We start from the raw sequence: 14430 nt of genomic DNA, 5'->3' as shown, positions 1-14430 counted from the left end.
TTCTGCAGGCCGCCGATGTGGTTGAGGAACAGTTGGCTCTTGTTGCCGTGCTCATCGACAAACACCTGCTTGCCGGTGGCGATCTCCACCACGCTCTGGTGCAGGTGCATGGCGCTGCCGGGCTCGTCGGCCACCGGTTTGGCCATGAAGGTGGCCGCCACGTTGTGCTTGAGTGCAGCCTCGCGCAGGGTGCGTTTGAACACGGTGATCTGGTCGGCCAGGTCCAGGGCATCGCCGTGGCGGAAGTTGATTTCCATCTGCGCCGGGCCGTCTTCATGGATCAGCGTGTCGAGGTCCAGGCCCTGGGCTTCGCACCAGTCGTAGACGTCTTCGAACAGCGGGTCGAACTCGTTGGCAGCGTCGATGGAGAACGACTGGCGGCCACTTTCGGCGCGACCGGAACGGCCCAGTGGGGTCTTCAGCGGCAGGTCCGGGTCTTCGCAGCGCTGGGTCAGGTAGAACTCCATCTCCGGCGCGACAATCGGCTGCCAGCCCTGGTCGGTATAGAGTTGCAGGACCTTTTTCAGCACGTTGCGCGGCGACAGTTCGATGGGGTTGCCCTGCTTGTCGAAGGTGTCGTGGATCACGATGGCCGTCGGCTCGATGGCCCATGGCACCACGTAGGTGGCGTTGGACACCGGGCGGCAGATCATGTCGATGTCGGCCGGGTCCAGCAGGTCGTAGTAGATATCGTCGTCGACAAAGTCCCCGGTTACCGTTTGCAGCAACACACTTTCCGGCAGGCGCATGCCTCGCTCATGCAGGAACTTGTTGGTGGGCGAAATCTTGCCGCGTGCGATGCCAGTCAAATCACTGATCACGCATTCGACTTCGGTAATCTTGTGTTCTTTCAGCCAGGCGGACAGCTGATCGAAGGGGGCGTTCATAAGGACCTCGTCATGGGTTGGATGCTGCGCCGCGGGCTTCCCTCGCGGCGCATTGAGGTCTATCTTGGGCCAGCCGTCCAACGGCATCTATCCACTTTGCGCCAACCACAACGCACCAATAGAGTGCGCCCAGGTTACCCATGACACAGGCAACAGCTTTGCGCGTACAGGCCTTCACCACCGGTGATGTGGCCGCTCAATGCAGTGCGACACCCGGTTGGGTGCAGCAGTACCAGCAGATGTCCCCGGGGCATTTTGCCGGGCAGATCCGCTATCTCGACCTGCAAGGTGTCGAGGTGTACGAAGAGCGGATGAACACCCGGGTGGAGCAGAACTTCAACGCGCCGCCGGGTTCCCTGGCGTTCTGTTTCGATGGCAGCGACAACGCGCTGTACGTGCTCAATGGCGAAAGCCGCAACACCTGGATCACCCCGGAAAACTACCGCGAAGTGGCAGTGGTGTTCGGGCCGCAGTTTGTCCAGCGCCATGGTCTGGATGTGGCGAAGCTGGAGGGGCTATTCATGGCCCCGCTCAACTCCCTGCAAAACCCGTTGTTCAGCCGCTGGCTCAGCGGCACGCTGACACGGCTGTCGGCGACGCTGGACCCGCCGAGTCGTGATGCCCTCACGCAACAGTTGCTCGACGATTGCCTGTTCATCCTCGACAACGCCTGCGTGTGCCTCGACAAGGGCTCATTGCAGCGGCGCACCGAGGAGCGAATCATCATGGCGCGCATTGGCGAATGGGCGGCGGATGTGCCGGATGAAACCGTCAACCTGCTGCAACTGGCGCGCATTGCCGGGGTGCCGTTGCGCCAGTTGCAGCACGGGTTCAAGACGTATACAGGGATGAGCCCGGCGCAGTGGTTGCGGTTGCGCCGGTTGAACAGTGCACGGCGGGAGTTGTTGAGCCCGCCGTCAGTGGACACCACCGTGGCGGAGGTGGCGATGAATTGGTCGTTCTGGCATTTGGGGCGTTTTTCCAACAGTTATCGGGCGTTGTTTCAGGAATTGCCCAGCGAGACCCTGAAGCGCCACCAAAAACACCGCTGGTCTTGAAGATCGTTCCCACGCTCCGCGTGGGAATGCATCCTGTGACGCTCCGCGTCACCCTCGGGACGCGGAGCGTCCAGGGCGGCATTCCCACGCGGAGCGTGGGAACGATCAGGTCCGAAGAAACGCCAGCATCAACTGATTCACCCGCTCCGCCGCCTCCAACTGCACCATATGCCCCTGCCCCGGCAGTATCTCCACCTGAGCGTCCACCCCTTGGGCATGGCTCGCCGGGATGATTGCGTCCTCACTGCCCCAGATCACCAGGCTCGGCTGCTGCCCCACCACACTGCGCAAATCCACCAATTGCCGACCACCGCTGAACAACGCTCCGGTGATCTGCCGCAACGCCTGCTCCACACCCTCCAGGCGCTTGAACTTGAGCATGTCTTCCAGCATCTGCCGAGTCACCAGCGCCGGATCGCTGAACAGTTGCACCAGTTGCGGCTTGAGTGCATTGCGATTGCTCGCGTCGATAAAACCTTGCAGGTAGTCACTGTTGATCTGCGTACCCAACCCAGCGCTGGCGATCAGGGTCAACGACGCCACACGCTGCGGTGCCACCCGCGCGAGGTTCAGGGAAACCAGCCCGCCCATGGAATGCCCGGCGAGGTGTACCCGGTCAACCTTCAGATAATCCAGCAGTGCCAATACCGCCTGGCTCAGCTCCTCAAGCTCGCCCGTTTGCAGGTACTTGCCCGACTCGCCATGCCCCGGCAAATCCAGGGCGATCACCCGCCGCTCAGCCGCGAGCACCGGGTGATTGAACAGCCAGTTATTCAGGTCGCCACCAAAGCCGTGCACCAGCACCAGCGGTGTGCCGCCCTCCCCGAGGTCCAGATAGCGCAGCAGGCGCCCGCCCACCTCGACCTTCTGTGCCGATGGGCCGCTGGCTTCAGCCTCGGCGGCACTGGAAACGAACCCCGCCTGGAACGCCTCGATCACCCCATCAATCTCGGCCTCGCTGGCCTCGCCTTCCACCACGATTGCCAGCAATGCCCCCACGGGCAATGTCTCATCGCTCTGGGCCAACACCCGCCGCAGCACCCCGCTGAAGGGTGCCTCGACACTGCTGGAAATCTTGTCGGTCTCGACATCCAGCACTTCTTCACCCTTCTCCACCGGGTCGCCCGGCTGCTTGAGCCAGACATCAACCCGGCCCTCGGTCATCGACAGCCCCCACTTGGGCATGGTCAGTGTATGGATCATGCGGCATTCCTCTTGTCGGCGATCTTCAGCACCGCAGCTTCGATCTTCGCCGCGTTGGGGATGTACAGGTCCTCCAGGGCATCGGAGAACGGCACCGGCGTGTGAGGCGCGGTGACCATTTCGATCGGCGCGCGCAGGAAGCCGAACGCCCGTTGCGCCACCAATGCACTGATGTCCGTGGCAATCGAGCAACGTGGGTTGGACTCGTCGATCACCACCAGGCGCCCGGTTTTCTCCACGCTTTCAAGGATGCTGTCTTCGTCCAGCGGGCTGGTGGTGCGCAGGTCCAACACTTCGCAGTCGATACCCTGGCGCGCCAGATTGGCTGCGGCTTCCAGGGCGATGTGCACCATGCGCCCGTAGGTCACCAGGGTTACATCGTTGCCTTCACGCACGTAGTTGGCTTCGCCGAACGGCACGGTGTACAGCTCTTCCGGCACTTCGCCCTGGAGGCTGTAGAGCATTTTGTGTTCGAGAAAAATCACCGGGTCGTTGTCGCGGATCGCCTGGATCAGCATGCCCTTGGCGTCATAGGGCGTGGCCGGGCACACCACCTTGAGCCCGGGAATATGCGTCCACATTGAGGTGAGCATCTGCGAATGCTGGGCCGCCGCACGCAGGCCGGCGCCGTACATGGCGCGCACCACCAGCGGCGTGGTGGTCTTGCCACCGAACATATAGCGAAACTTCGCCGCCTGGTTGAGCAACTGGTCGAGGCAGCAGCCGATAAAGTCGACGAACATCAACTCGCACACCGGGCGCATGCCACGGGTGGCTGCACCGACGGCCATGCCCACATAACCGACCTCGGAAAGTGGCGCGTCGAGCACGCGGTCGGGGAACTCCGGATACAGCCCCTTGGTGACGCCGAGCACGCCACCCCAGGCGTCCTGTTCACCGGGCGAACCGGTGCCGCCGGACACATCCTGGCCGATGATGAACACGCTCTGGTCGCGGCGCATTTCCTGGGCCAGGGCTTCGTTGATTGCCTGCTGATAGCTGATTTTTCTAGCCATGATGACTTCTCCACGGATTGTTTTTGTAGTGGGTGGCGGTTAGCGGTAGGCGACGTAGACATCGCTCAGCAGGTCGGCGGCCTGGGGTTTGGGATCGGACTTGGCCAGGCGCACGGCGTCTTCGATCAGCTGCGCGACTTCGGTGTCGATGCGTTCGAACTGAGCCGCGTCGAGCCAGCCTTCGGCGGTGCAGCGCTGGCGAAACAGGCTCAGGCAGTCGCCGGTTTCCCGCAGGTTTTTCACTTCGTCCGGGCCGCGATAGGTTTGCGCATCGCCTTCGAAGTGGCCGTAGAAACGGCTCAGTTTGACCTCCACCAGCGTCGGCCCTTTACCGCTGCGGGCACGCTCTACCGCAACGCCGAGGGCGGCGTGCACGGCAAAAAAGTCGTTGCCGTCGACAATCACCCCCGGCATGCCAAAACCCACGGCGCGCTCGGCAATGTCCTTGCAGGCCACCGACCAGCCGGACCCGGTGGCTTCGGCATAACCGTTGTTCTCGGCCACGAACAGGCACGGCAGGTTCATGATCGAGGCCAGGTTCATCGCTTCGAACACCGCCCCCTCGTTGGAGCCGCCGTCGCCGAAAAACGCGACCGCCACCCCCGCGCTGCCCTTGAGCTTGGCCGCCAGGGCCGCACCGGCCGCCAGCGGCGCCCCGGCACCCACAATGCCGTTGGCGCCGAGCATGCCCTTCTCCTGGTCGGCGATGTGCATGGAGCCGCCCTTGCCGCCGCACACCCCGGTTTTCTTGCCGTAGATCTCGGCCATCATGCCGAACACGTCCACACCCTTGGCGATGCAATGGCCGTGGCCACGGTGGTTGGACGCGATGCAATCTTCATCGTTGAGGTGGGCCATGACCCCGGCGGCGCTGGCCTCCTGGCCGGCATACAAATGCACGAAACCGGGAATCTCGCCGGTGGCGAATTCCACGTGCAGGCGTTCTTCGAAATCACGGATGGTGCGCATCACGGTGTAGGCATGGAGCAATTGATCGGTGGACAGGTGAGTGGACATCTTGTTGTTCTCCAGGTTGTCTCGACACACAAAAGGCTGGATCAGGCCAGCTGCAAGACACTCAGCACGGCCTGTGCCAATATGCTGGAAAACCTGGGAAAGCCTTGATCCAGAGCAGCTGCCGGAAGACCCGGGCATGCCACTGTGGCCCGTTCAATGAGACGCGCCGTTGCAACCTGCCCGCAGCGTCTCAGGCGGGATGAGACGCTGCGTCTCACCTCGGGCAGTTGGTCAGGCCGGCCTTGTTCCTCCCGGCCCATGGGCGCTTAATGGCGGGCATAACAACAAGGATCGAGAACCGGAGGCTTCCATGCTCGCCGTGAACTCCAAGGACCATGTCGACTGTGTCAGCCGCGTGGTACGCAACGCCGACCGCCTGCCCCAGGCGCCGGTGCCGTCGCTGATTTTTGATTCCTGGCGCCGCTCCATGGAGCAGCACCACCTCGACCCCGGTTCCCTGCAAGGGCCGCGCATCCTCACCAGCACCCTGCTCAAGGAATGCCGCGAACGCGCCGAGCTGTTCATGCGCATCGCCAGTGAGGAAGTCGGGCAGATTCACAACCGGGTGCGCCACGCCGATTACTGCGTGATGCTTACCGACGCCCAGGGCCAGACCATCGACCATCGTGTGGACGCCGGCATTCGTAACGACTGCCGCAAGGCCGGCCTGTACCTGGGCACCTGCTGGTCGGAAGCCGAGGAAGGCACCTGCGGCGTGGCCACGGTGCTGACCAGCAAGGCCGCGGTCACCGTGCACAAGCGCGACCACTTTCGTGCGGCGTTTATCGGCCTGACCTGCTCTGCCGCACCCATCTTTGATCCCCAGGGCAACCTGCTGGGCGTGATGGACGCCTCCGCCCTGAAATCGCCGGATGACCGGCGCAGCCAGCACCTGGTGCGGCAGATGGTGGCGCAAAGCGCGCGGGCCATCGAGAACGCGTTTTTCATGCACAGCGCCCGGCAACATTGGGTGTTGCAGGCCCACAGCACGCCCGGTTACGTCGACAGCCAGCCGGACATGCTGCTGGCGTGGGATCAGGATGGGCGGCTGCAAGCCTTGAACAGCAAGGCGCGGCAGGCCCTGAGGTTGCGCTTCGGGCAATTGCCGGAGCATATCGGCGAAGTGTTTGACCTGGACGCGTTGCGCACCGTGACCGATCAATCGACGCAGCAGTTGCATTGGCTCGGCGAGCCGGGGGCGTTGCAGGTACGGGTCAGCGCGCCGCGGCGTAAGGCTGCACGTACGACGGTGTCTTCGAGTCATCAGGTAGACCCGCGAGTAGAAGAACATCTGCGCCTGGCCGTGCGGGTCAAGGACCGCAACCTGCCGGTGCTGGTCCAGGGCGAAACCGGCGCCGGCAAGGAAGTGTTTGCCCGCCAGTTGCATGAACGCAGTGCCCGTCGCGACGGACCCTTTGTGGCGGTGAACTGCGCGGCGATCCCGGAAAACCTGATCGAGAGCGAACTGTTCGGCTACGTGGCCGGGGCATTTACCGGTGCCTCCAGCAAGGGCATGACCGGGCTGCTGTTGCAGGCCGATGGCGGCACGTTGTTTCTCGACGAGATCGGCGACATGCCGCTGGCGTTGCAGACGCGACTGCTGCGGGTAATGGCCGAAGGTGAAGTGGCGCCGCTGGGCGGGGCAAAAACCCGGGCGGTGGATATCCAGGTGATCTGCGCCAGCCATCGGGACTTGGCGGCGCTGGTGAGTGCTGGAAGCTTTCGCGAGGATTTGTATTTCCGGTTGGGCTGTGCGCGGTTCTGTGTGCCGCCATTGCGCGAGCGCATGGACAAACTGGCATTGATCAATCGGCTTCTGGAGCAGGAGGCGCGGCACAGCGGTGTTGCGGTCGGGATCGCGGCAGCGGCGCTGGAGTCGCTGCTGGGTTATGCCTGGCCGGGGAATGTGCGGCAACTGCGGCATGTATTGGCATACGCCTGTGCGGTGTGCGACGGCGGGACAATTCAACTGGCGGATTTGCCGGTGGAAGTTCGTGGTGACGCGGTTGCGGTGGAAACATCGGAAAGCGTGAGTCCTGAGCGGCAGTTGGTGCTGGACGCACTGATTCGGCATCGCTGGAAGCCGCTGGCGGCGGCGCAGGCGTTGGGGATTTCCAGGGCGACCTTGTATCGGCGGGTTAACCAGCTGGGTATCGACATGCCCGGAAAACACTGACAAGCCCATCGAATGGCAGCTTATAGCTGCCTACCCCAGACAGGCGTTATCAAAAACCACTTCTACTCTTATCTAATTAAGACTCCTCGACCCGCAAAGTACCTTCCGAAGGACTCAGCATTCATGACGACGTTTTCCTGCGAATGTGAGTTATGACCCGATGGGTTATGAAACTTCAGGAAGTCATCAGTTGCGTCTGTTACCAATACAAGATGACCTCCTTTCTTTGGCGGCTCTTGCTCAGGCCATCGAATAGAAGGGTGCACAGACGCAATAAAGAAATGACCGTCAGTAAACATCGGCTTGATCTCCTCCGCAGAGATACCGGTGACAATCTGTGCCTTCAGACCAAATTCTTTATTTAACATCTCAATCGCCGGCGCATAAATCATCCCATGGATACTTTCGCCATCGACTACGTAGGCTCCGTAGGCCAACGCCTTTTCCAGAAGGCTGAACGTTGAGTGAACGAGACCCGTCTTGGCGGCAAGAAGCATCTTAAGGCAGGCCATGCCACATACGTGATTAGCCCACAATGCATACTCATCCACGCATCGGGCTCCAGAGTTTATCCAAAGCGGATCCTCAGAAACCGTCTTCTCGCCAGAAATTATATCGGCAGCCAAAAGTCGGGATTCCCATTGGCAGAAATAAGGAACGCATGCGACCATAAACACACCTCATTTAATAAAAAGTGGAACGGTTCCTAAAAAAGCGATAGCCCCAAAGAAAATTTGGGATTTTGCACGCCCTTCTTTATATAAGAAATAGGCGACGATCATAAGCAATGGAACTCTCATCGAAATTGCTAAATATCCATAGCTAACTGGTAGAGTCCCCGCCAGCGCAAAATTAAAAATTAACTCAGGATTGGTCCATCCCAACGCGATCATCACCCACAAACCAAATCTCATTCCAGACTTCTCATATATAAAAAATCGCGCGGACACCCAATTGCCAATTCCGACATATAGTAAATATACGTACCAACCAGACGCTGGTATTCCAACCTTGTCACATCCAGCAAATCCTATTACGGCGAGAATCATAAAATAGAATCTAAATTTATCAATCCGAGGCATAAAACTCAGATGACCAAAAATCACAAAACAAATCCCCCCTATAAAAAGAACGAGTACTGAAAGTATGCCCTGCCCTGATATCTGACTACCAAAAAGCCAATACTCCAAAAAAACTATCGCACCGATTGCAATCGGAAAAATATATGCCGTGGCAGAAACGCTACGGCCAATTATCTGTTGCTGGACAACAAGGAGCATCGTAAGCAAGCCCCCCTTAGTTAGCCCCGCTATCGCTCCCGACGCATTCAGGAGCATATCCGTATTCGCCAGCCCAGTTACCCAAGCAATAGGAAACAACAATAAACAAATACAGGTAGTTCCAGACCCAATCGCCCAAGCAGTAGTTTTTGGAAGAGCTTTACTCGCTACACTTCGAAAGAACAGAGTTCTCAAAGTAACACATAATAGTATCGACAGAAATGCTAACCCTTGAACGAAGCTCAATTAACTAGCCCCCTAAGCCTCTTGAAACTCTCTGGCGACCTAAAGCCGCCGCAATATGCACATCAATTGATGTCAATCAAATCAACCCCGCCATATTCTGATCGTTCATCGACAATCAAAGGCAACTCAGTACACCCCAATATTAAACTTTCTACACCCTGATCAATCAGATTATCCATCGCTCGATAGACCGCGCTCTTGGCTTTCTTGGAAAAATTATGTAGACACAAGTCATCATAAATCGCGGCATGGACAGCATAACGGAGATGCGCCTCCGGCAAAGAAACCTCAATATCTTCCACTCCAAATCTATCGACATAAAAACCACGTTCCATCACATACTTGGTCCCCAGCAATCCTACTTTTTTGAATCCAGAGGCCTTAACCGCGGAAATCGTTGCATCTATGACATTTATAACCGGAATGGAAATCTTATTTTTGAGCAAGTCGCAAGTCTTACTAGTGGTATTGGAACATATTAATATCTTGGTTACCCCCGCACACTCCAACTTAATCGCCGCACTTAACAGAATCTCAAACTCACCTTTAAAATCCTCTTCTTGTTGACACTTTAGGATTTTACTAAAATCTAGACTAAACACCATAAGATCCGCCGATTTGTGCCCACCTGCTTCCTGCGCGATCAGATTGAACCTACGATAATACTCCATTGTAGAAACCCAACTTACACCTCCAATCAAACCAATGCGTTCCATGCCATTGCTCCTTAATCTATCGTGTAGTCAACTTTAGAAAGCCTCATAACCTTCATATCATCCTGAGAGACAAAGTTAAGTGTCATATCTGCCAAGGAAAGCCCATATCCATTCAACATTTTTGGAAGATTACTATTACGCATCAGCCCAGGGATTGGATTGGCCTCTAAAAAATACACATCACCACTTGGAGTTAAAATGTAATCAAAACGGCACATATGTGAAAAACCTAACTCATCAAATAGGTCCCGAGAAACACGCTTCATATGCAGGATCTCCACAGTATCCTCCTCCATCAGGACCTCATCAGCGCTACCAATCCGGTGCTTCTCCTCATGTCCAAAAAAGCCTCTCTTTGTATCAATTCTAATGGCTGGTAACACAACGACTTTATGATCAAGCCTTATGCATCCTATAGAATACTCTTGACCCTCAACAAACTCTTGAATCAAAGCTCTTTCGTCATATTTGAATATAGCGCGCAGATTATCTTCTATTATAGATATTTCAATATCGGAAACTGTATATCGCTCAGTAAACAAAGACACCCCCAATGAGTTAGGCTTAACGACTACTTTAAGCCCATCAAAGAGATTTTTTATCTCCGCGACTGCCGAACAAGACTTAGCGTCTGTTAACGTTAACGTCGCAGGTACTTTTATAGTACTTTGCGACCCTGATACGTAGCACTGCATGTGAATTTTGCTCATTGCCAAACTTGACGGCAAAACTGGCCCAAAAGTACCACGAAGACCAACAATATTAGCCAAACCTTGAATATGCCCATCTTCCCCATAATTACCATGCAAAAGATTAACGATATAACCATTGGCACCTAATACATGCTTTGCGAAAGTCGCATAATCCACTGCATTCTTTGAGACCATATAGTCACGAGAGTGCCAACTTCTGTCAAAATCATAAAAACTAACATAATTATCAGAATCAACATAATAAACATGACTTATACACACACCACAATTTTCAGTACACAACTGATCATATACATAGCTGAAGGACTCCCTAGATGCGGCGTGCTCCGGCGACATCCCTCCAAAAATCAATGACACTTCAACCATATTACTCGAAACACTAAGAGCACCCATTTTATTTCCTCCATGGAAGCCGACAATAAATCCTCAATAGCCAAGGCTCCCGCGCAAACCAATCAGAACGAAATTTGATCACGTAGCAACTCAAGCTTAAAAACCGGCGAAGCATTTCAGCCTATCAAAATCATTCAATCAATATCGCGAAGTACAATTCAAAAGAAGCACCACCATGCATTCAAAAAAAATCCTCAATACTGATAAAAATAAACTGGCGAAGAACCTTCAGAAGAACCAGTACCAGATAAATCTTGGAACCCATATAAAGCAGAAGGCACAAATATAAAACAATGAAACAACACTTAATGCAACCCCTTCAGATGTGAAGTTTTTTTGAAAAAAACCAAGCCCACCCACACCACAACAGAAAATTACTCTTATAAATCAGCCGTATACGTAAAAAAACAAAGTAAAAGCAATTGATAAATCACATAAAAATTCAACTTTCAGGCCAACTTACTCACCAACAGATAACATTACCCCTACAGGCACAATAGTAGTGTCCTACGGAACTTTCGCAGAATCAGAGATGATACATCCACCAAAGAGCTTCAATTGATCCTTATATATTTTTTGTGCGAGCGTACTTACACGCGCCGCCAATGTCTGCGCGATTTGTGAGAGGTGATTCAATCGGTAGATGTCCCGATGAAGCGGTTGCGGTTGAAGAGCAGGAAAGCGTGAGCCCGGAGCGGCAACGGGTGCTGGATGCGTTGATTCGGCATCGATGGAAGCCGCTGGCGGCGGCGCAGGCGTTGGGGATTTCCAGGGCGACCTTGTATCGGCGGGTTAACCAGCTGGGTATCGACATGCCCGGCAAGCACTGACCCAACACGGTCAAAAATGTGGGAGCGGGCTTGCTCGCGAAGGCGGTGTACCAGTCAACATTTCCGGTGACTGACACTCCGCCTTCGCGAGCAAGCCCGCTCCCACATTTTTTGACCGAGTGATTCCGCCAGCTCAGCGGTACAGAATCCCGCCATCAATCAACGGCGATTGCCCGGTCATGTAATCCGAATCCGGCCCCGCCAGGTACGACACCAGCCCCGCCACATCCTCCGGCGTTTCCGCCCGGCCCAACGCAATCCCGTCCACATACTTCTTGTACGTCGCCCCCACCTCGGCGCCGGTAATCTCGGCCATGCGCTTGTCGATCTCGACCCACATGTCGGTGCCCACCACACCCGGGCAGTAGGCGTTGACGGTAATCCCGTCAATGGCCAGTTCCCTCGCCGCGGCCTGGGTCAGCGCGCGCACGGCAAACTTGGTGGCCGAATACACCCCCAGCAACGCAAAGCCTTCATGGCCGGCAATCGAGCAGGCGTTGATGATCTTGCCCCTCTGCTTCAGCGCCTTGAATTTCTTGCCTGCGGCCTGGATGCCCCAAAGCGTGCCCTGCACGTTGATACGCAACGTGCGGTCGACCTGTTCCGGGGTTACGTCCAGCAGTGCGTCAATCTGTGCGACACCGGCGTTGTTGACGATGATGTCGAAGCCGCCCAGGGTCTGGTGGGCATGGTCCACCGCCGCGACCACTTGCTCCAGCTTCGAGACATCGGCGACATACACCGAGGCCTTGCGCCCCAGTGCAACCACCTCGGCCGCCACCGCTTCAATCTTCGCGCTGTTGATGTCCACCAACGCTATGTCGGCGCCATCCCGCGCCAGGCGCAGGGCGATGGCCCGGCCGATGCCTTGCCCGGCGCCGGTCACCAGTGCAACTTTTCCAGCGATACTCATGACGATCTCCTTCAACGGTGAGAGAAGCCTTGTCTATCGCAGTTGCCAGGGGCCGCTGTCGAGCAGCAGCAGGATTGATCTGCGGGCTGAGACGGGACGTCTCAAAGCGAACCATTCTCGAAAACTTGTAAAACGCCGCCGTTATGCCTAGCTTATGCGCCCTCCGCTCTGCGCTCTCAGGCCTTCCCCCATGGTTTTGCGTCTTCGCCCCGCTGCCCCTTCACGTTTTGCCCTCGGCCTGTTGCTCAGCGCAGGTATTGGAAGCAGCCAGGCGGCTGATATCGAGCTGCCGGAGGTGAAGGTCCAGGGCCAGGATGAATCCGGCTATAACACCGACACCGCGTCGGTGGGCGCTTTCAATGAGGCGCCGTTGCTCGACACGCCGGCTTCGATCGCGGTGTTCAACGAGTCGTTGATCAAGGACCAGCAGGCGCGCTTGCTCAGCGAAGTGCTGCGCAATGACGCCTCGGTGGGCGACAGCTATGCGCCCATCGGCTACTACGAAAACTTCGTGGTGCGCGGTTTCTCNNGCAGCTACAAGATCAATGGCCGCACCATCACCGGCGAGCAGAACGTTGCCCTGGAGAACAAGCAGCGCGTGGAGCTGCTCAAGGGATTGTCGGGTATGCAAAGCGGGATTTCCGAGCCCAGCGGCGTGATCAATTACGTGACCAAGCGCCCGGAGGATGTGCGCTCGGTGACGGTGTCCACCGATGATCGCGGCAGTGGTTACCTGGCCACCGACGTGGGCGGCTGGTTTGGCAGCGAGCAGCAGTTCGGCCTGCGCGCCAACGTGGCCCATGAAGACCTGCATTCCTACGTCGAACATGCCAATGGCCACCGGGATTTCCTGTCCCTGGCGTTCGACTGGAACATCAGCCCCGACGCGGTATTGCAGTTGGATGCCGAGTATCAGAACAAGCAACAGCGCTCGGTGCCGGGTTATCAGCTGCTGGGCGGGACCGAGGTGCCGCACGACGCGTCGCCGAAAAAACTGCTGGGGCATCAGAGCGGTGCGAATCAGGTAGGGATTGATTCGCTGAACCTCAACGGCAAGTTTGAATATCGCTTCAGTGACCAGTGGAAAGGCAGCGTCAGCGCGGCGCGCAGCAAGGTGGTGATTGATGATTACAGTTCGTTTGCGTGGGGCTGCTACGGGTCCGCGAGCTGTGCCGGGGCCAAGGTACCGAACTACTTCAGCCCGGAAGGCAACTACGATATCTATGACTTCCGCAGCCCTGATGACACCCGGCGCGATGATGAAATCCAGGCCGCGATGACCGGGTTGTTCAATACCGGTGGCCTGGGGCATGAGTTGACGTTTGGCAGCAGTGCGTTTCGGCGAGTGGTGGACAAGCGCGAATCGGTCAACGAGATGATTGGCTCCGGCAATATCAATCAGGACCCGGAAAACTTCGCGCCCACCGATAAGCCCCTGAACGATAGCCATCGCAACCTCGACAGCCGCCAATACGGCCTGTTCGTCACCGACCGCATCAGCTTCAACGAGCAATGGCAGACCATCGTGGGCGGCCGCGAAGTGCGCCTGGACGAAAAGGCTTTCGATGATCAGGGCAACGAGTCGCGCCACACCCGGCAGTATGTGTTCCTGCCCCAGGCGGCGCTGATCTACAAACCGATTGAAAACCTGTCGCTCTACACCAGCTACAGCAAAGGCCTGTCCCTGGGCGGTACCGCGCCGTGGTTTGCCCTGAATAAAGATGAAACCCTCGCCCCGACAGTTTCCCGCCAGATCGAAGCCGGGGTGAAATACGACTGGCGCCGCATCAGCTTTGCCGCCGCGATCTTCCAGACTCGCCAGGCCTATCAGTACGCCAAGCCGGACGCCGCCGGCGACTACACCTACGTGCAACAGGGCGAGCAGAAAAACACCGGCCTGGAATTGTCCGCCAACGGCTGGGCCACCCAGCGCTTGCAGATCGCCGCCAGCGTCGCGGCCATCCGTGCACGGGTGACGGGCA

The 14430-nt window shown here is 57.0% G+C and carries 12 protein-coding genes and 1 pseudogene; 4 read left to right on the top strand and 9 right to left on the bottom strand.

Going from position 1 to position 14430, the window contains the following annotated elements; translation table 11 throughout:
• The coding region (locus HX846_RS01685; protein ID WP_178964838.1) for a glutamine synthetase family protein at positions 1–887 on the bottom strand (887 nt) is incomplete at its 3' end.
• A 140-nt stretch (positions 888–1027) separates the two neighbouring features.
• Between HX846_RS01685 and HX846_RS01680 the strand changes: the two genes are divergently transcribed.
• On the top strand, positions 1028–1945 hold the full coding sequence (locus tag HX846_RS01680; RefSeq protein WP_177068184.1) for a helix-turn-helix domain-containing protein: 918 nt from the start codon (positions 1028–1030) through the stop codon (positions 1943–1945).
• A gap of 105 nt (positions 1946–2050) precedes the next feature.
• Here HX846_RS01680 and HX846_RS01675 read toward each other — a convergent pair whose 3' ends face one another.
• Genes HX846_RS01675 through HX846_RS01665 form a run of 3 tightly spaced genes read right to left on the bottom strand, consistent with a single transcriptional unit; the run spans position 2051 to position 5181 of the window.
• Positions 2051–3148 (bottom strand): acetoin dehydrogenase dihydrolipoyllysine-residue acetyltransferase subunit, encoded by a 1098-nt coding sequence (locus HX846_RS01675; protein WP_178904084.1) that lies wholly within the window; start codon positions 3146–3148, stop codon positions 2051–2053.
• Positions 3145–4164, bottom strand: coding sequence for an alpha-ketoacid dehydrogenase subunit beta (locus tag HX846_RS01670; protein WP_003219158.1), 1020 nt, complete (start codon positions 4162–4164; stop codon positions 3145–3147). The genes HX846_RS01675 and HX846_RS01670 overlap by 4 nt, the downstream gene beginning before the upstream one ends.
• Before the next feature lie 39 nt (positions 4165–4203).
• Positions 4204–5181, bottom strand: a complete 978-nt coding sequence (locus HX846_RS01665) for a thiamine pyrophosphate-dependent dehydrogenase E1 component subunit alpha (protein ID WP_003219159.1) — start codon at positions 5179–5181, stop codon at positions 4204–4206.
• A gap of 310 nt (positions 5182–5491) precedes the next feature.
• On the opposite strand from HX846_RS01665, the gene HX846_RS01660 reads away from it, so the two are divergent.
• Positions 5492–7357, top strand: a complete 1866-nt coding sequence (locus HX846_RS01660; protein ID WP_178964837.1) for a sigma-54-dependent Fis family transcriptional regulator — start codon at positions 5492–5494, stop codon at positions 7355–7357.
• 68 nt (positions 7358–7425) lie between these two features.
• Here the strand turns inward: HX846_RS01660 and HX846_RS01655 are convergent, their stop codons facing one another.
• The 4 genes from HX846_RS01655 to HX846_RS01640 form a co-directional block, all read right to left on the bottom strand.
• Positions 7426–7908: a hypothetical protein gene (locus HX846_RS01655; protein WP_003219163.1), complete on the bottom strand. Its 483-nt coding sequence runs from the start codon at positions 7906–7908 to the stop codon at positions 7426–7428.
• Positions 7909–8037: 129 nt separating this feature from the next.
• Positions 8038–8883 (bottom strand): hypothetical protein, encoded by an 846-nt coding sequence (locus HX846_RS01650; protein ID WP_178964836.1) that lies wholly within the window; start codon positions 8881–8883, stop codon positions 8038–8040.
• 62 nt (positions 8884–8945) lie between these two features.
• Positions 8946–9599, bottom strand: coding sequence for an aspartate/glutamate racemase family protein (locus HX846_RS01645; RefSeq protein WP_218645371.1), 654 nt, complete (start codon positions 9597–9599; stop codon positions 8946–8948).
• 11 nt (positions 9600–9610) lie between these two features.
• Positions 9611–10705: a D-alanine--D-alanine ligase gene (locus tag HX846_RS01640; protein ID WP_178964835.1), complete on the bottom strand. Its 1095-nt coding sequence runs from the start codon at positions 10703–10705 to the stop codon at positions 9611–9613.
• A gap of 674 nt (positions 10706–11379) precedes the next feature.
• On the opposite strand from HX846_RS01640, the pseudogene HX846_RS01635 reads away from it, so the two are divergent.
• Positions 11380–11535: pseudogene (locus HX846_RS01635) on the top strand (helix-turn-helix domain-containing protein); the annotation flags it as partial.
• Between the two features lie 133 nt (positions 11536–11668).
• On the opposite strand, the gene HX846_RS01630 reads toward HX846_RS01635, so the two are convergent.
• Positions 11669–12448, bottom strand: a complete 780-nt coding sequence (locus tag HX846_RS01630) for an acetoin reductase (protein WP_178964834.1) — start codon at positions 12446–12448, stop codon at positions 11669–11671.
• 190 nt (positions 12449–12638) lie between these two features.
• Between HX846_RS01630 and HX846_RS01625 the strand changes: the two genes are divergently transcribed.
• A partial coding sequence (locus HX846_RS01625) for a TonB-dependent siderophore receptor (protein WP_178964833.1) occupies positions 12639–14430 on the top strand: 1792 nt, incomplete at its 3' end.

It is taken from the genome of Pseudomonas sp. K5002 (genome assembly GCF_013386655.1).
Classification (GTDB): Bacteria; Pseudomonadota; Gammaproteobacteria; order Pseudomonadales; family Pseudomonadaceae; genus Aquipseudomonas.
Note: the sequence above shows the minus strand (reverse complement) of the source record. Positions and strands in the feature narration are given on the sequence as shown.

What these genes read in the sequence shown, in the direction of transcription:
- HX846_RS01680 (WP_177068184.1), top strand. Translation starts at nt 1,028, where the DNA reads ATGACACAGGCAACAGCTTTGCGCGTACAGGCCTTCACCACCGGTGAT.
- HX846_RS01675 (WP_178904084.1), bottom strand. Translation starts at nt 3,148, where the DNA reads ATGATCCATACACTGACCATGCCCAAGTGGGGGCTGTCGATGACCGAG.
- HX846_RS01670 (WP_003219158.1), bottom strand. Translation starts at nt 4,164, where the DNA reads ATGGCTAGAAAAATCAGCTATCAGCAGGCAATCAACGAAGCCCTGGCC.
- HX846_RS01665 (WP_003219159.1), bottom strand. Translation starts at nt 5,181, where the DNA reads ATGTCCACTCACCTGTCCACCGATCAATTGCTCCATGCCTACACCGTG.
- HX846_RS01660 (WP_178964837.1), top strand. Translation starts at nt 5,492, where the DNA reads ATGCTCGCCGTGAACTCCAAGGACCATGTCGACTGTGTCAGCCGCGTG.
- HX846_RS01645 (WP_218645371.1), bottom strand. Translation starts at nt 9,599, where the DNA reads ATGGAACGCATTGGTTTGATTGGAGGTGTAAGTTGGGTTTCTACAATG.
- HX846_RS01640 (WP_178964835.1), bottom strand. Translation starts at nt 10,705, where the DNA reads ATGGGTGCTCTTAGTGTTTCGAGTAATATGGTTGAAGTGTCATTGATT.
- HX846_RS01630 (WP_178964834.1), bottom strand. Translation starts at nt 12,448, where the DNA reads ATGAGTATCGCTGGAAAAGTTGCACTGGTGACCGGCGCCGGGCAAGGC.